This is a genomic window from uncultured Lactobacillus sp. (genome assembly GCF_947367125.1).
GTDB lineage: Bacteria > Bacillota > Bacilli > Lactobacillales > Lactobacillaceae > Lactobacillus.
The window spans coordinates 1-23,007 of the sequence record NZ_CANBCQ010000013.1; the positions used below are offsets into that span (position 1 = coordinate 1).

A 23,007-nucleotide genomic window follows, 5' to 3' on the forward strand; every position below is an offset into this window, starting at 1 on the left:
AAAGAACCAAACAGCCTTTTAATGGTTGCTTGATTCTATTCATTTACTCATTATCAACAGGATTTGACAAAGAGCCAATATAAGCAAGCTCCTTTTAGTGTGAATAATTTTTTAAATCTGATACTTAATTACTTCTTTTTGTTGACCATAATTTCGTCAATCAAGCCGTATTCCTTAGCTTCTTCAGCAGTTAAGTAGTTGTCACGCTCGGTATCCTTTTGGATCTTTTCTAAAGGTTGACCGGTAGTTTCGTGTAAGATTTCGTTGATCTTCTTACGGCTCTTTAAAATTTCATTAGCTGCAATTTGAATATCGGTTTGTTGACCTTGAGCACCACCTAATGGTTGGTGAATTAAAACAGTTGAGTTAGGAAGTGCAAAACGCTTACCTTTGGTACCACTAGTCAAAAGGATAGAGGCCATTGAAGCTGCCATACCAATTGCAATAGTTGATACGTCTGACTTAATAAAGTTCATGGTATCCATGATAGCCAAACCGGAAGTGATTACACCACCTGGTGAGTTAATGTAAAGTGAAATATCCTTGGTGTTGTCTTGAGCGTCAAGGAAGAGTAATTGTGCAATGATTGAGTTAGCCATTTGGTCATTAATTTCACCGCTAAGCATGATAATTCTGTCTTTTAATAAGCGTGAGTAAATGTCATAAGCACGTTCACCACGAGCAGTTTGTTCAATAACTGTAGGTACTAGCATAAATTTGCCTCCTAATTGATTTCGTATTAATTAGCACTCTTTTGAGTACAGTGCTAATTAAATCACTTCGTAATAAAAGTGTCAAATAAAGAAGCTCAATGGTAATAAAAATGTATTTTAGCTAATAGTATTTATATATTATAATGTAGAGGTAAAACACAAAATATGAGATATGGAGGATAGGTTTGAAGTATTCAAATAAATTTTTAAGTGCTACATCAGCTGTAGCTCTTGGTGTTGGTTTGTTAATAGGTTCTACAAATGCTGTATTTGCAGATAATTCCAAGACTACTGATAGTAATACAGATGTTGCAAAGACTGATTCTAATGCTAAGAAGGGACCAGCTCAAACAAGTACCTCTTATAACTTAATGGTTAAAGTAGGTAGTAACAAGAGTTATCCTGTTTACAAAAAGATTAGTAATGGTAAGCCTAGTGGCAAGATTGCTGATGCTAGAGACTATCAATATGCACATATTCAATCCGATCAGAGAATTAAGACACATGATGCAACTTACTGGCGTATTTATGTCAATGGACGAAAAGTAGGTTATGTTAACCAAAACTACTTTACTAGAAACACAATTGCTGTTCCTAAGACTGTTAGCTTAGTCCAAAATAGTAATTATGAATTTGATCCAACTGATGCGGTTAGCTATGTGACGAATAGCATGGGTACCGTAATTGACGTCCAAGATATCAACATCTCAACAGATTCGATTGATTGTTCAAAGCCAGGTACGCAAAATGTTAAGTATAGCTACGGTAGTGCTAAAGCAACTGTGAAAGTAACAATCAGAAAGAGTACTAAAGAAGGCATTACTGACGCTGATAGTGTTCAAGCTCAACCATTTGATGGAAATTTAAAGTCATGGAAAACTTATTACGGCAGTTCTGCTAACTATGTAACTAAGACCGACTTTACTCCTGATAAAAATAAGCATAATTACGACAGTGATAGTGATAAATTAGACTTTAAGACGCGCTTCTTCCAACCAGTTTTATTAAGTGTTGTGCGTAATATTAAGGATGACGACTATATTAACCGTGTAGGTCATATTCCAGAAGGTATTACCATGTCAAATGGCTGGCTTTACACTAGTTTGCTCAGCAGCACCCTTATTAGTAATGGACATATTGTGGGTTACAATTTGAACCACTTGACCAATGCTTTCAACGGTCAATATTTGCTTGATATGAAACAAAAGAAGTTTAATTCTTATGTTAAAAATATTAAAGTTAGTCCATATATCCCAATTGGACACGGTCAAGCAATGGGTTCAACTGATAAGTATATTTATGTTTTAAACAACAATAACAAGGTTTCATATAAGAGTAACTTGTCAGAGGAATTGATCCAAATCCGTAAGAGTGACATGTGCATTAACAAGATTTGGACTATTAAATGTGTAAATAGTAGCAACTCAGAAGGTCGTTACTTTAACAATGGTGTTGTAGTAAATGATCACAAACTTTACACTACTCTTTACAATAAGGAAAAAGATCAAACTGAATACTGGGAATTCAACCGTAAGGGCGATAACTGGTACCCAACTATGGTAGGTGCAACTAAGGGCGGCATTGTATCTAACACTTACACTCAAGGATTTACTTATGATGCTAAGAATAATAACTTCTATCTTGCCTTTAATGATGTTATTGCTAAGATAGCTACTAATGGTAAAGTAAAGGATACTTATCAATACCACACTGGACGTGAAATTGAAGGTATTGCAGTTTACAATAATCATCTTTATGCTAACTTAGCTCAACGTGCTGAATTGCTTGAAAGTAATCAAAAATTGAGTAAATAATTAGTCAATTAGTTTAAATAAAAAACTCGGAATCAAATGAGATTCCGAGTTTTTTTATACTGTCTTTTATTTATTTTTAGCATCTTGATACTTTTTAATTGCTGGTAAAATCAATCCTAAAGCAATTAAAATGATTGGAGTTAAGATGTTCAAAACTAATGTGAATGGATCTGGTGAATAAATACCAAAGATACAACAAGCAGCAGTAACTACAAAACACCAAATACCAGCAGTGTAGGCTAAACCTTGATGCTTAGTCATTTGGTAAGTGGTTTGGAACTTTTGTTGTTGTTTTCTTAAAGCAACATAAGCCGCAAATACCCAAAGATAACGAAGTGGCATTGTAGTGGAATTTAATTTAACCAATTGTGCCATAACCGCTTGAGCATTAGGAACTAAAGCTTGGATTGCAATTAATCCTCCAGACAAAATCACGATCATCCAAATACCGTTAATATAAGCACCATGCTGGTTTAATTTCATCAAGCTCTTAGGAATAAACTCTTTGGCTTCTTTACTGCCTAAAAGCATTCTTAATGGAGCATCGATACTAATTACTAAAGTTGAAAATTGACCAATTACATTACACCAGGAGTAGATGTACATGAATAATCCGCCAACGTGGTAATACTCGCCTAATTTTTGGAAAGCCATGTAAGCACCGTTTGAGATGTATTCATTTAAATTGGCGTTAACTACTTTAGGATCGAACATTAAAGCCATTGCAAAAGTACCTAAGATGGCAGATATCATAACCATGATTGCCAAAGCCATCATTGCTTTAGGGAAGTTTTTAGATGGATTTTGGACTTTATTAACATATGGTGAAATCTTTTCACAGCCACCAACGGCAAATACTAAGATTGAAAGTGAAGTAAAGTATTTAACGTTAAAGGTTGGCATTAAATTCTTCCAGTTAAAGTCAATTGTGTGAAATCCTGCACCAGGATTGATAGCTGGTGCTGCGAACATCATGATAATAAATAGAATAGACATGATAAACATGGAAGAACCAGCAACAGTGGCTAAACCTTTAAGGACCGGAATCCCACGACTAGCAACCCAACAGAAAAATAAAAAGATTACTAATGTGGCAAATTGAGTCCAGGCAGTAGGTAAGCCGTCATACCATCTGGTATTACCGAAAATACCCCAAGCCATAGCTCTTAAACCACCAGTACCCTTGCTGGAAATGTAGACAATATGACAGGCCCAATAAGTCCAACCAGCGTAATAAGCCCATTTTGGCCCCATGGTAGCATTAACCCAAGATGAAACCCCACCTTCGGCGTTCTTGAAGGTAGCTCCGAGCTCACCAACCATTAAGGCATAAGGAACAAAGTAGAGAAGGAACATAACGACCCAACTAAAGATGACCTTTGTTCCATCAAAGTAGACATAACCGTTAACAACGTTACCAAATCCCCACACCGTGGAGAAAGCCATCATTGCTAAGGTAGTCCACATCATCTTTTTGGGATTAGTTTGTGATTCGATCATAAATTTTCTCCCTATTATTAATAAATATATTTATGTGAACTTTTTAATTATATACCAGAAGCGTTTTCAAAGTATGCTAATAAAGGAATTTTTTTGTAAATCATGTTCTTATTTGATATATCTGTGATAAAATGAACGTGATTTTTTGAAATAGGAGGAATATGAGATGAAAAAAGGGAAAAGAATAGTATTGACTTTTGTAGCGAGTGCTGCATTGGTTGGTAGTTTTTTAGCAATGAATCAAGGTAAGAGTGTTGATGCTAAAAGCTATAGTAAGGCTGTTACCAAGATTGCAGGTAATGGCAACTATGCTATTTATCATAATGTTTCTAGCAAGGGTCCTAGTGGTAAATTTACTTCTACTAAGTACTTTAAGCACGGTCAAATTCAATCTAAAAAATATGTTTCTACTAAAAAAGGAAACTTTTGGAACATCATTGTTGATGGCCGTAATGTAGGTTGGGTTAGTCAAAACTTTTTTGCTAGAAATCAAATTTCTGTAGCTAATGATGTTAGTTTAGTCCACAATAGCAATTACAGTTTCCCAACAAGGGATGCAATTAACTATGTAACTGATAGTCAAGGAACGGCAATTAACCCTGACCGGGTTAGTGTTTCTCGCGGTTCAATTAATTCAGGCCAATCGGGTACTACTAAAGTAGAATATTCTTATGGCAAGGCTAAGGCAAGCGTTAATGTCACAGTTCGTTCTGATAAAAATGAAGGTATAGCTAGTGCCGATGTCTCAGCTAAGAAGGGCCCTAAGGCAGTTCATACTTGGAACGGTGGTTCAAAGGGATCATCAAGAAATTGGAACCGTGCACATGGCTATCGTTCAGAAACAAGTTCAAACTCTTATAACGGTGGCGGTATTACTTTACGTACACGGTTGTATCAACCTCGTTTTGTTAGTTTAGGCTATGGTCAATCTGCTGATGCAATGGGTCAAGTTGGAGTAATCCCTGAAGGAATTACCGTAAATAATGGCGTATTTACTGCTTCTATGTATACAAGCAGTGGCGATTCAAGAGGACGCCTTGTTTCTTATAATTTAAATGCACTTAAGAGCAAATATGCTGCACAAAACTTAACTACAATGGGATGGAGTACTTTTAAGAGCTATGCTAATAATATTAAGGTTTCCCCATATATTAAGTTGGGTCATGGTCAATCTTTAGGATCTTCTGCAAGTTATATCTATGTTTTGGCAAATAACAATAAGACTGCAAATTCTACTGCTTCAGAAGAAATTATGCAAGTAAGAAAGAGTGACATGAAGATCAACAAGATTTGGACCGTTAAAACTTGGAATGGTGGTAGTGACTATCCTCGTTATTTCCACAACGCAACTTTTGTAGGCGACAATACAATGTATGCTTTATTCCACAATGGTGGTCGTCACTCATATGAATACTGGAAGTTAACAAGAAGTGGTGATACTTGGACACCAGAAGAAGTTGGCTCAACTCAAAGTGATTTTGTTACTGGTTCACCAGTACAAGGATTTGCATATGACTCAAATCACAACCAATTCTATATTGGCTTTAATGATTATATTTTCCGTGTAGGCGAAAATGGTAGTTATGAAGGCAGATATCACTTTAACACTAAACGTGAAATCGAAGGTCTCTCCGTTTCAGGCTCTACTCTATATACTGAATTAGCACAACGAGCAGAATTGTTAACTGCTAAGACTAAGTAAAAAATAATAAAATACAAAAAGACCGCTATTCGTAATTACATACGAACAGCGGTCTTTTTTATGTGTGGACCCCCTGGGAGTCGAACCCAGATTCTAAGAACCGGAATCTTATGTGCGATCCATTACACTAAGGGTCCAAGTGACTCACAAAAATTAGTATATCAAAAAAACGATTGAAATAAAAATGATTTTATTTAACTTATGACTTTTTAAAAATCGTGCATCTTTTTCTTGAATTACGAAAAATACATTGTTATACTAACAATGTCGAGTGAGAAATGTATGAATTGAATGAAGAAGTACGTTTCTCTTATATTTTTAAGTATTCTGGGACACAAAACGACACATAGCTGGTCGGAAGCCGTCCCATGGAAAGGAGGGAACGATGGATTCGGACTTTTCTTTGCTCGAAGCACTCGTTCCTGACGTCTTAAAGATTCTTCGACAAAGGTATCTTGTCCTTGAGCAGATTTCACTGCATGCACCAATTGGTCGGCGGAGTGTTGCTCAGCATTTAGGGCTTTCAGAGAGAAACATTAGAACTGAAACTGAATATTTAAGTCAGTTAGGTTTGATTGAAACTAAGAGTTTTGGCATGTTTTTAACTGAAAAGGGCGAGAAAACATTACAAGATGCAGGGCCGTTGATTGACCGACTTTTCAATGCTGGTGAGACAGAAGTTGCCTTAGCTAAAAAGCTGGGGATTGAACGAACTTTAATTGTTCCAGGCAATGCTGATCTACAAGATCGAGTATATGAAGAGATGGGAGAGAAGTTAAGCTCAGCTTTAAATTTACTCTTGCCATTAGGTCATTCAATAGTTACAATTCTAGGTGGAGCGGCGTTAGCTAAATCGGCTAAATATTTGTCACCGGCTTTAGCTAATAACCGTCAGTTAGAATTTGTTCCAGGTCGAGGAGCCTTGGGCGAAAATGTAGAAACGCAAAGTAATACAATCGTCCAAGAGATGGCTGCTAAAACTTCAGGTACATATAAGACATTGTATTTACCTGAACAAGTTTCAGCCGATGCTTACAAATCATTAATTCGTGAATCCTCGATTTCGGATGTTCTGCAAGATATTTCTCAAAGTGATGCTGTGATTCATGGTATTGGACTAGCACACGAAATGGCACAGCGCAGAGGCTATGATTCAATTAAGCTGTCTGAACTTCGAGAGAAAAAAGCCGTTACCGAATGTTTCGGGTGTTTCTTCGATAAAAATGGCAAGGTTGTCGACCGCATTACCCAGGTTGGATTGCAGTTTGAAAACCTGAATAAAATACCCCACATATTTGCCTTTGCTTGTGGTGCTAGAAAAGCTCAAGCAATTAAAGCTTATATGCCTAATGCGCCTCATCAAACCTGGTTAATTACTGATGAAGGCGCCTCAAATATGATTTTAAAGGGGAAATAAAATCCCGTTTAAAATAAATGTTGTTTATAGTTCTTAAGGAGGACTTTAGGTTATGACAGTTAAAATTGGTATTAACGGTTTCGGCCGTATCGGTCGTTTAGCATTCCGTCGTATTATGGACCTTGGCGAAAAGTCAAAGGACATCGAAGTTGTTGCTATCAACGACTTGACTACTCCAGCAATGCTTGCTTACTTGCTTAAGTACGACACTACTCATGGTACTTTCAACCACGAAGTTTCATCAACTGAAGATTCAATCGTAGTTGACGGTAAGAGTTACCACGTATACGCAGAACCACAAGCACAAAACATTCCATGGGTTAAGAACGATGGTGTTGACTTCGTTCTTGAATGTACTGGTTTCTACACTAGCAAGGCTAAGTCACAAGCTCACATCGATGCAGGTGCTAAGCGTGTATTGATCTCAGCTCCAGCTGGTAACGACTTGAAGACTATCGTTTACTCAGTAAACGAAGACACTTTGACTGCTGATGACAAGATTGTTTCAGCTGCTTCATGTACTACTAACTCACTTGCACCAATGGCTAACGCTTTGGACAAGGAATTTGGTATTGAAGTTGCCACTATGACTACTATCCACGCATACACTGGTACTCAAATGACTTTGGATGGCCCTTCACGTAGTGGTAAGGAACAAGACGCTCGTGCTGCTGCTGAAAACATTATTCCTCATACTACTGGTTCAGCTAAGGCTATTGGTTTAGTATTGCCTAACTTGAACGGTAAGATGAACGGTCACGCACAACGTGTTCCAGTTCCAGATGGCTCAGAAACTGAATTAGTATCAATCTTGAGCAAGAAGGTTACTGCTGACGAAGTTAACGAAGCTATGAAGAAGTACGAAAGCCCATCATTTGCTTACAACGGTGACCACATTGTTTCTAGCGATGTTCTTAACATGACTGCTGGTTCAATCTTTGACCCAACTCAAACTATGGTAACCACTGCAGGTGACAAGCAATTAGTTAAGACTGTTGCTTGGTACGACAACGAATACTCATTCACTTGCCAAATGGTACGTACTTTATTACACTTTGCAACTCTTTAATCATTAATTTTAATTAACTGATTATATAGTTAAGTGGTAATTGAGAAGGCGGAGGGAGATTCTTCCTTCCGCCTTTTTTTGAAGAAAAAATATCAAAATAATCGGAGGATTATAATGGCTAAATTAATCGTTGACGATCTTGATGTTAAAGGCAAAAAGGTCTTAGTTCGTGTAGACTTCAACGTTCCAATTAAAGACGGTGTTATTGGTGACGACAACCGTATTGTTGCTGCACTTCCTACTATTAAGTACATCATTGAACATGGTGGCAAGGCAATCTTACTCAGCCACTTAGGTCGTGTTAAGTCAGATGCTGACAAGAAGGAATTATCATTAAAGCCAGTTGCTGAACGTTTAAGTGAACTTCTTAAGAAGCCTGTAACTTTTGTACCTGCAAACGAAGGTAAAGAAGTTGAAGACGCAATCAACAACATGAAGGATGGCGACGTTATCGTTCTTGAAAACACTAGATTCCAAGATATCGACAACGACTTTGGCAAGCGTGAATCAGGTAACGATCCTAAGCTTGGCGAATACTGGGCAAGTCTTGGCGACATGTTTGTAAATGATGCCTTTGGTACTGCACACAGAAGTCACGCTTCAAACGTTGGTATTGCAACTGCTATGAAGGAAAACGGCAAGCCTGCAGCAGCTGGTTACTTGCTTGAAAAGGAAATCAAGTTCTTAGGTGATGCTGTTGAAAACCCAGTTCACCCATTCGTAACTATTCTTGGTGGTGCTAAGGTTTCAGACAAGATTGGTGTTATCGAAAACTTAATTCCTAAGTCAGACCACATCTTAATCGGTGGTGGTATGGCTTACACCTTCTTAGCAGCACAAGGCCACAAGATCGGTAAATCATTGTTTGAAGCTGATAAGGTAGACCTTGCTAAGGACTTGCTTAAGAAGGCTGGCGACAAGATCGTTCTTCCTGTAGACAACGTAGCTGCTACTGAATTCTCAAACGATGCTTCACGCGAAGTTGTTGGTGATGATATTCCTGATAACATGATGGGTCTTGACATTGGTCCTAAGACTGTTGAAAAGTTCAAGGACATCTTAAAGGATGCTAAGACTGTTGTTTGGAACGGCCCAATGGGTGCTTTCGAAATGCCTAACTTTGCAGAAGGTACTTTGGAAGTTGGTCGTGCATTGGCAGACCTTAAGGACGCAACTACTATTATCGGTGGTGGTGACTCAACTGCTGCTGCTAAGCAATTAGGTATTGCTCCTAAGATTACCCACATTTCTACCGGTGGTGGTGCTTCACTTAACTACCTTGAAGGTAAGGAATTGCCAGGTATCGCTTGCGTTTCAGACAAGTAATAGTAAGGAAAGGACAATAGATTAATGAGTCGTACGCCAATTATTGCTGGTAACTGGAAGTTACACATGAATCCAGATCAAACTACTGAATTCGTTGATGCTGTTAAGGATAAGTTGCCAGATCCAAGTAAGGTTGAATCACTTATTTGTGCCCCTGCAGTTGACCTTGATGCTTTAAGAAAAGCAGCTAAGGGTTCAAACTTGCACATCGGTGCAGAAAACTGCTACTTTGAAGACGAAGGTGCTTACACCGGTGAAACTTCACCAAAGGTCCTCAAAGAAATGGGTATGGACTATGTAATTATTGGTCACTCAGAACGTCGTGGCTACTTCCACGAAACTGATGAAGACATTAACAAGAAAGCTAAGGCTATCTTTGCTAATGGTTTGAAGCCAATTATTTGCTGTGGTGAATCACTTGAAACTCGTGAAGCTAACAAGCAAGAAGAATGGGTAGTTGCTCAAATTAAGGCTGCATTAGATGGTCTTACTGCTGAACAAGTATCTTCACTGGTAATTGCTTATGAACCAATCTGGGCTATTGGTACTGGTAAGACTGCTTCATCGGACCAAGCTGAAGAAATGTGCAAGACTATCCGTGAAACTGTTAAGGACTTGTACAATGAAGAAACTGCAGAAAACGTTCGTATTCAATACGGTGGTTCTGTAAAGCCAGCTAACGTTAAGGAATTAATGGCTAAGCCTGATATTGACGGTGGTTTAGTTGGTGGTGCTTCATTAGTACCAGAATCATTCTTAGAATTGGTAAACTACCAAGACTAATTAATGATAATAAAAATAGCTTCTGCATTTGCGGAAGCTATTTTTATGTATATTTAAATAACAAATTATTAAGCTATAAGATGGCTGCAAAGATACTTTTGATAAGTGAATTTATTATAAAATAATAACAGCTAGGTCTTGTATTTTTAGCTGAACAAAGTATAATATTCAGTGGAGGTTGAATTAGTTTAATTGAACCTTCATTATTCAGTCTCTGCCTAATAATTCCTTATTACTTAATAAATACAAACTTTATGGCAGAAGATACATCTATATCTATATCACTTTCTAGGAAAGCAGTTATGAAGATTTTTCATGACTGCTTTTTTAGTTAGGATTTACTTCAAAGCCAATTGGTGGAAAAGTAGGTAATTTTAAAGGTGTGACATGCCATTGGGTAAACAGGACGGAAGTTAAAAGGATAAAAGGCACATCTTCAGGCTTAGTGATGTCACAAATCAAAACGCCGCCGCGGTCGCCCATAATAGTTTGAACACTTGCCACACTTTTGATTCCAGAGCGAAAAGTATATGTTCCGCGTTTAATGCTGCCTGTAACAATATATTTTAATTGAGTTAGATAAAAGATATTGGCAGTTGGCGTATTTAGCTTTTTAACCCCAACTAAAGAGTGATTAACGACATCAATTGTAAAAGAAGAAATTAACCCGACACCATCAGAAAAAAGACGGCCCACTTCTTGTTTATGAAGATTATTTAAGTATAAAGTGTGGTTAGGATTATCGAGATTACCTTGAATAAAAAATTCAACTTTACCATCCTGATTAAGCACAGGAATTTGACCGTAATCTTTTTCTTGATCAAGTTCTAGCCAAAATCGCATACTTACTCACCTCATATCTTTAAATATTATTGTTTGTAATAAATCGATTTAAAATATAAGCTACACCATCTTCATTGTTTCTCTTGGTAACAACTTGAGCTATATTTTTGATTGTTGGAATAGCGTTTCCCATTGCTACGCCAGTACCCGCTGCTTGGATCATACTTTCATCATTCAAGTTATCACCAATTGCGGCAATTTCTTCTCGTTTAATTCCTTTTAACTTAGCATAGTCCAGTAGAGCAATACCTTTTTGTGCATGATAATCATTAATCTCAATATTTGAAGATGAACTTGAGGTAACTACTAGGCCGCCAATTGCAGCAATTTCTTTTTTGATATCTACAAAAGCTTCGTGGCCGCGAGCATCAAAGGCAATGATCTTCATTACTTCTATTTTAGGATCTTTCAGTAAATCTTCAAAGCTGTTAATTTGTTTCATGTTCATGATGGACCGATTACCAGCAGAAATTGCAACAGCCTGCTTAAAATCGAATAAAGGATTTAAATCTACCATTAAGTGAGCGACATTGGCGATACGTTGATTTAAATCTTCGCTGTATACTTGATTAGTAGTCAAAATTTCAAAATAGAAGCCTGCTTGATGCAATAATTGAACTAACTGTTGGGCTTTAGGTTTAGAAATACTATGTTTAATCATAAGTTGGTTGTTCTCATTAAAAACTAGAGCACCGTTAAGATTAATAAAGCCAGTATGCAAATCAGCTTTTTTTAAAATTGAACGCGATTCACGTGGAGCACGGCCGGTAGCAATTAAAAACTCAATTCCGTTCTTTTGTGCATTTTTCACAGCTTTTACATTAGCAGGTGAAACCGTCATGTCTGAATTGAAAAGTGTGCCATCAAGATCACAAGCAACTAATTTGATCATAATTTTTCTCCCATTTATTATTAAATTAATGATACCATAAAGAGGATAAGAAAAGAGGGGGTAACACTTGGCTAAAGCATTAATTGGCAACGATTGGGATCAAATATTGAACCCTGTCTTTGCAAGTGAGAAATATCACGAATTACATAATTTCTTAAAAGAAGAATATGCTACTAAGCAAATTTATCCTGATATGTATCATATTTTTACAGCGTTTAAGTTGACACCGTTTGCCAAAACTAAAGTGGTTATTTTAGGTCAAGATCCATATCATAATCCGGGTCAAGCTAATGGGATGAGTTTTTCGGTCATGCCAGGCACGACTTTACCACCATCACTTAGAAATATTTATAAAGAGTTGTACGATGATGTCGGAGCTAGGCCAGTTAATCATGGCTATTTAAAGAAATGGGCTGATCAAGGAGTGCTACTTTTAAATGCCGTTTTAACAGTACCATATGGGCACGCTAATGGTCATCAAGGTAAAGGCTGGGAAAATGTCACTGATACAGCAATTAAGGCTCTCAGTGAGCGAGGCAAGGTAGTTTTTATCTTATGGGGAAGATTTGCTCAAAATAAAATTCCATTAATTGATCAAAGCCAAAATTTTATTATTAAATCTTCACACCCAAGTCCATTTTCAGCTGATCGTGGTTTCTTTGGTTCGCGACCATTTTCGCGTTGTAATACGGCGTTAAAGAATTTTGGCGAAACACCTATTGATTGGCAATTACCGGAAACAGTAAGTAAATCTGATTTAGCATAAGAGGTAAAGATGAGCGTATTTTCATTATTTAAAAAGCAAGTTGAAGCTGCACAAGATAAAAAGAGAATTGTTTTTCCTGAAAGTGATGATTTAAGAGTTCTCACTGCTGTAGCTAATTTAAATAAAGATGGTATTATTGAACCAATTTTAATTGGCAATCCTGATGAAATTGCTAAATTGGCTAAGGAGCATAATTTAGATTTAGCTGATGTTAAAATTTATGATCTTAATAATTATGCTGAGCTTGACCAAATGGCTGCAGCATTCGTTAAAGCTAGAAGAAAAGATATCAGTATCGAAGAAGCCAAACTTAAGCTGGCTAAAGGAAATTACTTTGGCACGATGTTAGTTAAAATGGGCAAAGCAGACGGGATGGTTTCTGGAGCTGCGCATTCAACTGCTAATACTGTTTTGCCAGCATTGCAATTAATTCATGCTGCCAAAGGGATGCACCGCGTTTCAGGTGCCTTTGTAATGGAAAAGGGTGATGAACGCTATATTTTTGCGGACTGTGCAATTAATATTGATCCTGATGAAGAAACCTTGGCTGAAATTGGCTATCAATCTGCATTAACTGCCAAGATGGCCGAAATTGATCCTAAAGTTGCCTTTTTAAGTTTTTCAACTAAAGGCTCAGCTGAAAGTCCGATGGTTGATAAGGTTCATGATGCAGCTGCAATGTTCCAAAAGAATCACCCAGAAATTCCAGCTGATGGGGAATTGCAATTTGATGCTGCGTTTGTGCCTGCTGTTGGTGAAAAAAAGGCTCCGAGTTCAAAGGTAGCAGGACATGCAAATGTTTTCGTCTTCCCAGAACTGCAATCTGGTAATATTGGCTATAAGATGGTGCAAAGATTGGGTGGTTTTACTGCAGTAGGCCCAATTTTACAAGGTTTGGCTGCTCCGGTGAATGATTTGTCACGGGGATGCAGTGAACAAGATATTTATGATCTAGCTATTGTTACCGCTGCACAAGTTTTAGCAAAGGACAAGAATAATGACTAAATTAGAAATTAATTCTGCGGCAGAAATGCAAAAATTAGGTGCAACTTTAGCCCAGACAGCTCGGCCCCATGATTTGCTTTTATTAAATGGTGATTTAGGTGCTGGTAAAACAACGATGACTCAAGGACTAGGACGAGAGTTAGGGGTAAGGCGCCCTGTTAAGAGCCCTACGTTTACAATTGTCCGTGAATATCGCGAAGTAAAATTGCCACTTTTCCATATGGATTTTTATCGTTTGGAAAATGATGATCTTTCTTCAATTGATTTGGCAGGTTATTTGGCTGAGCCTGGTTTGGTAGTAATTGAATGGCCACAATTAGTAATGGCTGATTTACCAAATGAGTATTTACAGTTAACGATTACGCGCGTAGATGATAGCTGGGCTTCAACTAAGCGGATTGTAGAATTTGATCCACATGGTAAACGCAATGAAGAGTGGGTCAAAAATGTCTTAACAGAATTTGATGAATAAAAAGAAGATCTCTAGGAACTTTTCCCTAGAGATCTTTTAAATTTGATAAACTAAATTTTTAATAGCTTCATCACCGAATTCTTTTTCTTGATTGATTAAGATACCAGCACATGCTTCGCTATCACTTAAGGCATTGTGATGGTGCCAAAGTTCAACATCCAGTGCTTGAGAAACTGTATCTAATTTGTGATCGAGGAGTTCTGGCTCAAGTAATTTACTTGTAGCTAAAGTATCGATTACCAAATAATGCGGTTCTTCAATTCCATATCGAGCTAGACTTTGCCGCATAACATTAGTATCAAAGCGAGCATTATGGGCGGCAACCAGCATTCCTGGTTGATATAAACCTTTAATATGCGGCCAAACTTCAGCCATTGTCGGGGCATTTTTTACATCGTCAGCTGTAATTTGGTGTACCTGAATATTACGCGCATCAAATGGCATTTGTGGATTAATTACTGTATAAAAGCGGTCAACAATTTTATTATTTCTGACCATAACTAGAGCCAGTGAACAAGCACTTTCTGGATAATGGTTGGCCGTTTCGAAGTCCATTGCAATAAAATTCATAAAAATCTCCTTTATAAGGAAGTATATCATTAATATTAATGAAGCTAACTGTTTTCTGCGGTAAAATAGTACAAGAAACTTTAAGGAGGCTAATCATGGAATTACTTGATTTGAAAAAACAAGGAATTGATATTAAAGAGCAAATTCCATTAAGCAGGTATACTTTCACTAAAACAGGCGGTCCAGCTGAATTTGTTGCTTTTCCTAAAAATGTTAACGAAGTAGAGCAACTGGTGGAAGTTACACGTAAAAAACAGATTCCATTAACAATCATTGGCAATGCCTCAAACCTGATTATTCGTGATGGCGGAATTGATGGTTTAATAATTATTTTAACTGAATTAAAAGAAATTAAAGTAACAGGTAATCAAGTTACAGCTGATGCTGGTGCACGAATTATTGATACAGCCTTTACTGCGGCACATCATGGCTTAAGTGGCATGGAATTCGCTGCAGGTATTCCAGGCAGTATCGGCGGTGGTGTCTTTATGAACGCTGGGGCTTATGGCGGAGAAATGCAAGAAGTCGTTCAAAGCGTCAATGTTTTAACCAGAGCAGGAGAGTTTAAAACATATTCTAATGAAGAAATGAATTTCTCCTATCGCCATTCATTAGTCCAAGAAAATGGTGATATTGTCTTAAGTGCAACTTTTGCACTTAAAACAGGTAATAAGCTGGAAATTTTAGATCAAATGCATTATTTGAATGCTTTACGTCGCTATAAGCAACCGCTAGAATATCCATCCTGTGGTAGTGTATTTAAGCGACCAACGGGTCATTTTGTGGGACCAATGATCATCAAGGCAGGACTGCAAGGTAAGCAAATTGGTGGTGCACAAGACTCTACTAAACACGCTGGCTTTATTGTGAATAAAGGCGGAGCAACAGCTACTGATTATCTTGATTTGATCCACCTGATTCAAAAAGTAATCAAAGAAAAATTTGGTCTTGATTTACAAACTGAAGTAAGAATTATTGGTAAAGAAAAATAAAATAATCTAGCAAAACAAGCTACAGGCTGGAAGGCTTGCAGCTTATTTTTATGTGGGGATGGGAATGGATATTATCAAATTAAAGCACATTACCAAAAAGTATGATGATGGTTTTGTAGCTCTTAAAGATATTAATTTAACTATTGAATCTGGTAAATTTTATTCATTACTTGGTCCTAGTGGATCAGGTAAATCGACTATTTTACGTATTATTGCTGGCTTTACTCAACCGTCGAGTGGACAAGTGTTCTTCGATGGTCAAGATATTACCAATCTCGATGCTTCCAAGCGGCATATTAATACAGTCTTTCAAAATTATGCTTTGTTTCCACACTTGGATGTTTTTCAAAATGTGGCTTTTGGGCTAAAAATTAAGAAAAAACCGATGAATGAAATTAAACCTGCCGTTAAAGAAGCTCTGCATATGGTGCGACTAGATGGTTATGCTAATCGTGAAATCTCAGAGCTTAGTGGTGGGCAACAGCAACGAGTTGCGATTGCGCGGGCAATTGTAAATGAACCTAAAGTTTTACTGTTAGACGAATCATTATCAGCTTTGGATAAACGGTTACGAAAAGACATGCAGTTTGAACTGCGAGCAATTCAAAAGAAATTGGGAATAACTTTTATTTTTGTTACCCATGATCAAGAAGAAGCCTTATCAATGAGTGATGAAATTTTCGTTTTAAATGATGGTCAAATTCAACAGAGTGGAAATCCGGTAGCAATTTATGATGAGCCAGTTAATGACTTTGTGGCCCGTTTTATTGGTGATTCCAATATTTTATCTGGGCGAATGATCCATGACTATGAGGTAGAGTTTGCCAATAACAAGTTTAAGTGTGCCGATGGTGGAATGAAACCGAATGAAAAGGTAGAAGTTGTTATCCGTCCTGAAGATTTAGATATTGTTAAGCCTGAAGATGGCAAGATCGTAGTTACAGCGCAAACGCAATTGTTTTTAGGCGATCACTTTGAAATTAAGGCGATTGATGCCAATGAAAATGAATGGCTGATTCATTCTACTAATGGGGTTAAATTAGGACAACGAGTTGGGCTATTTTTTGATCCAGAAGATATCCATGTTATGCGACTTAATGAAAGTCAGCGTGATTTTGATGCTCGACTAGAAAAATATGAGGCAGATGAGAATGAAAAATAAAAAAATGTTTTTTATGATTCCATATCTACTCTGGATTATTCTTTTTGTTATTTTGCCAATCTTATTGATCCTCTGGTATTCATTTACTGATAGCAGCAATACTTTTACCTTGAAGAATTATGTTGAGTTTTTTAGAAATGGTACTTTTTTAAAAATGATGCTTAATTCATTTTGGTATGCATTTTTGATAACTTTTTTAACTTTGATCATTTCATATCCGGCAGCGTATTTTTTAACAAAAATGAAAAATCAACAGCTGTGGCTTCTGTTAATTATTTTACCGACTTGGATCAATCTTTTGCTTAAAGCCTATGCTTTTATTGGCATTTTAGGTAATGATGGTTTGGTGAATAAATTTTTGCGCTTATTTGGGATAGGACCAGTAAATATTTTATTTACCGATTTTGCTTTTATTTTTGTAGCTACTTATATTGAAATTCCTTTTATGATTTTACCGATTTTTAATGCGATTAAAGAAATCAATCCAGCAGTTATTCAAGCTTCAGAAGATTTAGGCGCTAGCAAATGGCAAACTTTTCGCTATGTACTTTGGCCACTGTCTCGTCCGGGTGTAGAAAGTGGAGTACAGGCTATCTTTATTCCGTCATTATCATTATTTATGCTTACTAGATTAATCGGCGGCAATCGCGTAATTACACTAGGGACTGCTATTGAAGAATACTTTATGACGACGATGAATTGGAATATGGGGGCAACGATTGGCGTTGTTTTAATCGTTTTGATGGTAATAGTTATGTTAATTACTAGTAGAAAGGCTAGACGAAAGAAGGTGGATCTATGAGAAATCGTCATTTAGTAGCCAGAATTTATCTTACATTTATCTTGATTCTGCTGTATGTGCCAATTTTTTATTTGATCTACTTTTCATTTTCTAGTGGCAAAAATATGAATAAATTTGAGCATTTTACTTTGGCTCATTATCAAACTTTATTTCAGGACAATCGCTTATTAGCAATCTTTTTAGAAACAATTTTATTAGCCCTTCTTTCTAGTTTAATTGCGACCATTATTGGTACTTTTGGCGCAATTGCCATCGCAGCAATGAAAAAAGAGTCTAACAAAAAAACGACCTTAGCTTTGAATAATGTCTTAATGGTTTCGCCTGATGTTATTATCGGAGCTAGCTTTTTGATCTTCTTTACCGCTTTAGGAATCGGGTTAAATTTTGGGTCTGTTTTATTAAGTCATATTGCTTTTTCGATTCCAATTGTAGTTTTAATGGTCTTACCGCGAATTAATGAAATGGATATGTCGTTAATTGATGCGGCACGCGACTTAGGCGCCAATTCATGGCAAGTTTTTAGTGATGTCTTGATTCCAGTAATTATGCCGGGAATTTTTTCAGGTCTATTCATGGCCTTGACTTACTCCTTAGATGATTTCGCTGTGACTTTCTTTGTAACAGGAAATGGCTTCTCTACTCTTTCTGTAGAAATTTATTCTCGGGCAAGACAGGGGATTGATCTTGAAATCAACGCTTTGAGTACAGTAATGTTTTTATTTGTTTTACTGCTTGTAGGAATATATTATTTCATCACCACTAAAAAGGGGAGAAAGAAGAATCATCGGGTGATGGGAGGCTGGGTTAAATGAAAAAGGTTATAGCGGCGATTACAGCAATTTTAATCGCCTGCGCAGGTCTTTGGGGCTTAGCTCATCATTTAGAAAAGTCGGCTACTGGCGGAAATAAGCAAAGTTTAATTATTTATAACTGGGGCGATTATCTTGATCCCCAATTAATTAAAAAGTTTGAAAAGCAAACTGGCTATCATGTAGTTTATGAAACGTTTGATTCTAATGAAGCAATGTATACTAAAATTAAACAAGGTGGAACGGCGTATGACGTAACTATTCCTTCCGAATACATGGTAACCAAGATGCGTAAGGCTCATTTGCTTGATCGATTAGATCAAAGACAAATTCCTAATATGAAATATATTGGTAAAAGTTTTTTGCATAAATCATTTGATCAAAATAATGATTACTCGGTGCCATATTTTTGGGGGACATTAGGGATTGTCTATAATGATAAATTTATCAAAAAGGGCTCAATAAAAACTTGGAATGATTTGTGGCGTAAAAAATATCGTCACCAAATTTTGTTAGTTGATTCAGCTAGAGATGCGATGGGAATGGCATTAGTTTCTTTAGGCTATTCAATGAATACTAGCTCAAGCATTAAATTACATTTAGCACAAACTAAGCTTAATAGCTTAGGCCCTAATATTAAGGCGATTATTTCGGATGAAATGAAAATGTATTTGGTGCAAAATGAAGCGGCAATTGGCGTGACATGGTCTGGTGAGGCACATGAAATGATGGAACAAAATCCGCATTTACATTATGTAGTGCCTAAGCAAGGTTCAAATTTATGGTTTGATAATTTTGTTATCCCTAAAACTGTTCAAAATAAAAAGGCAGCATTAAAATTTATTAATTTTATGCTTGAACCCAAAAATGCTGCACAAAATGCAGAATATGTTGGCTATGCTACACCAAATATCGCAGCTCAAAAATTATTGCCTAAAAAAGTTAGCGATAATCGCCAATTTTATCCTGCCCAAAGTACACTGAAAAATTTGCAGGTCTTTAAAGATTTAGGACCTAAAAAGATGCAGGAATATAATGACCTATTTTTAGAATTTAAAATGTATGCACGATGAATTGGGTCGGTTATAATTAGAAAAGAAAGGAGTAATCAATGCATTTTAACATTTCCAATTTATTTACTTGGGATAATTTTTCCATTGCATTAGATGTTTTAATAATTTGGTTTCTAGTCTATCGTTTAATCATGTTAATTCGAGGAACCAAGGCAGTACAATTAGCAAAAGGGATTGTTTTTATTTTTATTGTGAGAATTGTTGCCGGTTTGCTTCAATTGCATGCAGTAACCTATATTGTAGACCAAATTGTTTCTTGGGCAGTAATTGGGATTATTGTTATTTTTCAACCAGAAATTCGGCGTGGGCTAGAACGTTTGGGACGAACGCCCATTTTTAACGGTCGAGGCGAAAGTGAACACGCTCAGTCAGTTAAAATGGTGCAGGAACTAGATAAGGCAATTCAATATATGTCTAAAAGAAGAATTGGTGCCTTGATCACAATTCAACAAGATACAGGATTAGATGATTATATTGAAACTGGAATTAAGCTTGATGCCGATATTACAGGCGAATTGCTAATCAATATCTTTATTCCTAATACCCCGTTGCATGACGGTGCGGTAATTATTAACAATAATCGTATTGCCGTTGCGGCGGCTTATCTGCCGTTATCAGATAACAGCATGATTCCTAAGCGCTTGGGTACGCGTCACCGAGCTGCAGTTGGTATTTCTGAAGTAACCGATGCAGTTACCATTGTTGTTTCCGAAGAAACTGGTGGCGTAACTATTACTAGAAATGGTCGTTTTTTAGTAGATTTGTCACGTGAAGAATATTTGAAATATTTGAATGCACAACTTGTGCCTAAAGAAGAAAAAAAGATACCTTGGATTCGTCGGGTGATTAACAAGGTCTGGAAATGGGGTGCAGGTCGATGAAAAACTTTTGGGATAAACGTTGGGTTATCAAAGTAATTTCATTGTTATTTGCTATTTTGTTGGTAGTCTATATTGATTCAACTCAGACTGGTTTTGTGACCCAAGGCGAACCAAAAAAGACCCAGCAAACGGCTAATGAGACACAAACGATCAGTGTTCCTTTACAAGTTTCAGTTAATACGGATAAATATTATGTAGTTGGTTACCCCGAAAAGGTAAAAATAACTTTGGAAGGCTCTAATGCATTAGTTACTTCGACCGTTAACACGCAAAGTTTCCGGGCTTATATTGATTTAACTCATAAAAAGATTGGAAAACAGACTGTAAAAGTCGAAGTTACTGGCTTAAATAGTCAATTATCTTACACAATCAATCCGGCAACGGTTAATGTGGACATTGAACGGCGAAAATCTCGTACCATGCCTGTTCAAATAGAGTATAATAAAAATGCTGTTGCTAATGGCTATAATATTGGTTCAGCTAGCGTCGATCCACAACAGGTTGAAGTTACTGGTTCTAGAAGCGAAGTAAACCAAATTGATCAGATTGTTGCTAAGCTGCCACTACCTAATGGCATTAATCATTCTTATGAGCGTCAAGTTATTTTAGTAGCTGAAGATAGTAAAAAACGTCAATTAAACGTAGTGATTAACCCAGCAACGGCAAAAGCGAGTCTTCCGATTTCACTTTCAAAGAAAACTGTTAAGTTGAATTTGAAGCCTAAGAATGAAGAGAATAATAAGGTCTATTCAGTTTCTGCTAAAAATGATGAAGTGACTTTGTATGGACAAAAAGCAACACTAGCCAAAATTAAGCAGTTAGATGTTGATATAGATCTGAAAGGAATTACTTCTTCGACTATAAAAAATTATCCTTTAGTTTTGCCTAAGGGAGTTGCTAAAATTGATCCTACAGAAGTACAGATATCAATTAAAGTAAAGAATGCTAATAATTAATTTGAGAAAGGTTGTTTATTAAATGTTAAAATATTTCGGAACTGATGGTGTTCGTGGCGTAGCTAATCAAGGCTTAACTCCAGAAATGGCTTTTAAATTAGGCCGTGATGGTGGTTATGTTTTAACTAAAAACAAAAAAGATGGCGAACAAGCTAAGGTTTTAGTATCACGTGATACTCGTATTTCAGGTCAAATGCTCGAATACGCCCTTATTTCAGGTCTTCTTTCAGTCGGAATTGAAGTACTTGAAGTTGGAGTTATTACTACTCCAGGTCTTTCTTACTTAGTTCGAGCACAAGGTGCAGATGCTGGTGTACAAATTTCTGCTTCACATAACCCAGTAGAAGATAACGGAATCAAGTTCTTTGGTAGTGATGGTTTGAAGCTTTCTGATGAAATGGAAGGCGAAATTGAAAAGCTGATCGATGCCAAGGAAGACAAGTTGCCTCGTCCATCTGCTGAAGGTTTGGGTACGGTAACTGACTTCCATGAAGGCTCAGCTAAGTACTTACAATTTATTGAAAACACTATTCCTGAAGATTTGAGTGGGATTAAGGTAGTTATTGATGGTGCTAATGGTGCTTCAAGTGCTTTGATTTCAAGATTGTTTGCTGATTGTGGAGTTGACTTTACTACAATTGCCACTCATCCAAATGGTTTAAACATTAACGATCATGTTGGTGCTACCCATACTGAAAAATTGCAAGAAGAAGTCGTTAAGCAAGGCGCACAACTTGGTTTAGCCTTTGATGGGGATGCAGACCGTTGTATTGCTGTTGATGAAAATGGTAACGAAGTTGACGGTGACCACATCATGTACGTCATTGGTTCATATTTGGCAGAACATGGTCGTTTGAAGAAGGACACGATTGTTACTACTGTAATGAGTAACCTCGGTTTTACTAAGGCTCTTGAAAAAGAAGGCTTGAAGAATGTTCGCACTCAAGTTGGTGACCGCTACGTTTCTGAAGAAATGCGTGCTCACGGCTACAATCTAGGTGGTGAACAATCAGGTCACGTTATTATGAGTGATTATCACAATACTGGTGATGGTATGTTAACTGGGTTGCATTTAATGCTCGTAATGAAGAAGACTGGTAAGTCATTAAGTGAACTTTTGAAAGACTTCAAAGACTACCCACAATGCCTAGTTAATGTTCCAGTTGCTGACAAGAAGAGCTGGAAAGAACACCAACCAATTCTTGATGAAATTGCTGCAGTAGAAAAGGATATGGCTGGAAATGGTCGTGTACTTGTTCGTCCATCAGGTACTCAAGACTTGCTTAGAGTCATGGCTGAAGGACCAACTCAAGAAGAAACCGATGCTTATGTAGACCGTATCGTTAAAGTGGTCGAAAAGGAAATGGGTAAGTAAAATCCTAATTGAATAATCGATAAGTAAAAAGTCGTGAGTTAAATCACGGCTTTTTGTATAATTAATGCTAGATGTAATTTTTAAA

At 36.9% G+C, this 23,007-nt stretch carries 22 protein-coding genes and 1 tRNA gene; 17 read left to right on the forward strand and 6 right to left on the reverse strand.

Annotation, left to right across the window (positions count from 1 at the left end; all coding sequences use genetic code 11):
* Positions 1 to 128: 128 nt before the first annotated feature.
* Positions 129 to 713, reverse strand: a complete 585-nt coding sequence (gene clpP, locus Q0Y84_RS04840; protein WP_005718663.1) for an ATP-dependent Clp endopeptidase proteolytic subunit ClpP — start codon at positions 711 to 713, stop codon at positions 129 to 131.
* Between the two features lie 185 nt (positions 714 to 898).
* On the opposite strand from clpP, the gene Q0Y84_RS04845 reads away from it, so the two are divergent.
* Positions 899 to 2,527: an SH3-like domain-containing protein gene (locus Q0Y84_RS04845; protein ID WP_297951410.1), complete on the forward strand. Its 1,629-nt coding sequence runs from the start codon at positions 899 to 901 to the stop codon at positions 2,525 to 2,527.
* Positions 2,528 to 2,593: 66 nt separating this feature from the next.
* On the opposite strand, the gene Q0Y84_RS04850 is transcribed toward Q0Y84_RS04845, so the two are convergent.
* A complete protein-coding gene (locus Q0Y84_RS04850; RefSeq protein WP_297951411.1) occupies positions 2,594 to 4,027 on the reverse strand; it encodes an amino acid permease in 1,434 nt (477 codons plus the stop codon).
* Between the two features lie 166 nt (positions 4,028 to 4,193).
* Between Q0Y84_RS04850 and Q0Y84_RS04855 the strand changes: the two genes are divergently transcribed.
* A complete protein-coding gene (locus Q0Y84_RS04855) occupies positions 4,194 to 5,729 on the forward strand; it encodes a bacterial Ig-like domain-containing protein (RefSeq protein ID WP_297951412.1) in 1,536 nt (511 codons plus the stop codon).
* A gap of 65 nt (positions 5,730 to 5,794) precedes the next feature.
* Here the strand turns inward: Q0Y84_RS04855 and Q0Y84_RS04860 are convergent.
* A tRNA-Arg gene (locus Q0Y84_RS04860) sits at positions 5,795 to 5,866 on the reverse strand.
* Positions 5,867 to 6,114: 248 nt separating this feature from the next.
* On the opposite strand from Q0Y84_RS04860, the gene Q0Y84_RS04865 reads away from it, so the two are divergent.
* The 4 genes from Q0Y84_RS04865 (at position 6,115) to tpiA (ending at position 10,324) form a co-directional block, all read left to right on the forward strand.
* A complete protein-coding gene (locus Q0Y84_RS04865) occupies positions 6,115 to 7,146 on the forward strand; it encodes a sugar-binding domain-containing protein (protein WP_297951413.1) in 1,032 nt (343 codons plus the stop codon).
* A gap of 52 nt (positions 7,147 to 7,198) precedes the next feature.
* Positions 7,199 to 8,215 carry a type I glyceraldehyde-3-phosphate dehydrogenase gene (gene gap / locus Q0Y84_RS04870; RefSeq protein WP_005718691.1) on the forward strand — a complete coding sequence of 339 codons (1,017 nt, stop codon included), beginning with the start codon at positions 7,199 to 7,201 and terminating at the stop codon, positions 8,213 to 8,215.
* Between the two features lie 114 nt (positions 8,216 to 8,329).
* Positions 8,330 to 9,541 (forward strand): phosphoglycerate kinase, encoded by a 1,212-nt coding sequence (locus Q0Y84_RS04875; RefSeq protein ID WP_297951415.1) that lies wholly within the window; start codon positions 8,330 to 8,332, stop codon positions 9,539 to 9,541.
* A 24-nt stretch (positions 9,542 to 9,565) separates the two neighbouring features.
* Complete coding sequence (gene tpiA, locus Q0Y84_RS04880) at positions 9,566 to 10,324, forward strand: triose-phosphate isomerase (protein WP_297951416.1); 759 nt, start codon at positions 9,566 to 9,568, stop codon at positions 10,322 to 10,324.
* Positions 10,325 to 10,651: 327 nt separating this feature from the next.
* Here tpiA and Q0Y84_RS04885 read toward each other — a convergent pair whose 3' ends face one another.
* Both Q0Y84_RS04885 and Q0Y84_RS04890 read right to left on the reverse strand, forming a co-directional pair.
* The gene (locus Q0Y84_RS04885; RefSeq protein ID WP_297951417.1) at positions 10,652 to 11,167 is read right to left on the reverse strand and encodes a hypothetical protein; all 516 of its coding nucleotides are present in this window, start codon (positions 11,165 to 11,167) and stop codon (positions 10,652 to 10,654) included.
* A gap of 19 nt (positions 11,168 to 11,186) precedes the next feature.
* Positions 11,187 to 12,059 (reverse strand): Cof-type HAD-IIB family hydrolase, encoded by an 873-nt coding sequence (locus tag Q0Y84_RS04890; RefSeq protein ID WP_297951418.1) that lies wholly within the window; start codon positions 12,057 to 12,059, stop codon positions 11,187 to 11,189.
* 67 nt (positions 12,060 to 12,126) lie between these two features.
* On the opposite strand from Q0Y84_RS04890, the gene Q0Y84_RS04895 reads away from it, so the two are divergent.
* From Q0Y84_RS04895 to tsaE, 3 genes are read left to right on the forward strand one after another with little or no spacing between them, the layout of a single operon-like run.
* Positions 12,127 to 12,825 (forward strand): uracil-DNA glycosylase, encoded by a 699-nt coding sequence (locus Q0Y84_RS04895; protein ID WP_297951419.1) that lies wholly within the window; start codon positions 12,127 to 12,129, stop codon positions 12,823 to 12,825.
* A gap of 9 nt (positions 12,826 to 12,834) precedes the next feature.
* Positions 12,835 to 13,830, forward strand: a complete 996-nt coding sequence (gene pta / locus Q0Y84_RS04900) for a phosphate acetyltransferase (protein WP_297951420.1) — start codon at positions 12,835 to 12,837, stop codon at positions 13,828 to 13,830.
* Entirely contained in the window at positions 13,823 to 14,302 is a 480-nt protein-coding gene (gene tsaE, locus Q0Y84_RS04905; RefSeq protein WP_297951421.1) for a tRNA (adenosine(37)-N6)-threonylcarbamoyltransferase complex ATPase subunit type 1 TsaE, read from the forward strand. Before pta ends, tsaE begins: the two co-directional genes overlap by 8 nt.
* A 36-nt stretch (positions 14,303 to 14,338) precedes the next feature.
* Here the strand turns inward: tsaE and Q0Y84_RS04910 are convergent, their stop codons facing one another.
* Positions 14,339 to 14,872: a 3'-5' exonuclease gene (locus Q0Y84_RS04910; RefSeq protein WP_297951422.1), complete on the reverse strand. Its 534-nt coding sequence runs from the start codon at positions 14,870 to 14,872 to the stop codon at positions 14,339 to 14,341.
* A gap of 95 nt (positions 14,873 to 14,967) precedes the next feature.
* Between Q0Y84_RS04910 and murB the strand changes: the two genes are divergently transcribed.
* The 8 genes from murB (at position 14,968) to glmM (ending at position 22,922) form a co-directional block, all read left to right on the forward strand.
* Positions 14,968 to 15,864, forward strand: a complete 897-nt coding sequence (murB, locus tag Q0Y84_RS04915; protein ID WP_297951423.1) for a UDP-N-acetylmuramate dehydrogenase — start codon at positions 14,968 to 14,970, stop codon at positions 15,862 to 15,864.
* A 64-nt stretch (positions 15,865 to 15,928) separates the two neighbouring features.
* Positions 15,929 to 17,026: an ABC transporter ATP-binding protein gene (locus tag Q0Y84_RS04920; protein WP_297951424.1), complete on the forward strand. Its 1,098-nt coding sequence runs from the start codon at positions 15,929 to 15,931 to the stop codon at positions 17,024 to 17,026.
* Entirely contained in the window at positions 17,016 to 17,828 is an 813-nt protein-coding gene (locus Q0Y84_RS04925; RefSeq protein WP_297951425.1) for an ABC transporter permease, read from the forward strand. The genes Q0Y84_RS04920 and Q0Y84_RS04925 overlap by 11 nt, the downstream gene beginning before the upstream one ends.
* Positions 17,825 to 18,640, forward strand: coding sequence for an ABC transporter permease (locus Q0Y84_RS04930; RefSeq protein ID WP_297951426.1), 816 nt, complete (start codon positions 17,825 to 17,827; stop codon positions 18,638 to 18,640). The genes Q0Y84_RS04925 and Q0Y84_RS04930 overlap by 4 nt, the downstream gene beginning before the upstream one ends.
* Positions 18,637 to 19,710, forward strand: coding sequence for an ABC transporter substrate-binding protein (locus tag Q0Y84_RS04935; protein WP_297951427.1), 1,074 nt, complete (start codon positions 18,637 to 18,639; stop codon positions 19,708 to 19,710). The genes Q0Y84_RS04930 and Q0Y84_RS04935 overlap by 4 nt, the downstream gene beginning before the upstream one ends.
* A gap of 38 nt (positions 19,711 to 19,748) precedes the next feature.
* Positions 19,749 to 20,591, forward strand: a complete 843-nt coding sequence (gene cdaA / locus Q0Y84_RS04940) for a diadenylate cyclase CdaA (RefSeq protein ID WP_297951428.1) — start codon at positions 19,749 to 19,751, stop codon at positions 20,589 to 20,591.
* Entirely contained in the window at positions 20,588 to 21,547 is a 960-nt protein-coding gene (locus tag Q0Y84_RS04945) for a CdaR family protein (RefSeq protein ID WP_297951429.1), read from the forward strand. The genes cdaA and Q0Y84_RS04945 overlap by 4 nt, the downstream gene beginning before the upstream one ends.
* A 22-nt stretch (positions 21,548 to 21,569) precedes the next feature.
* On the forward strand, positions 21,570 to 22,922 hold the full coding sequence (gene glmM / locus Q0Y84_RS04950) for a phosphoglucosamine mutase (protein WP_297951430.1): 1,353 nt from the start codon (positions 21,570 to 21,572) through the stop codon (positions 22,920 to 22,922).
* Positions 22,923 to 23,007 lie beyond the last annotated feature (85 nt).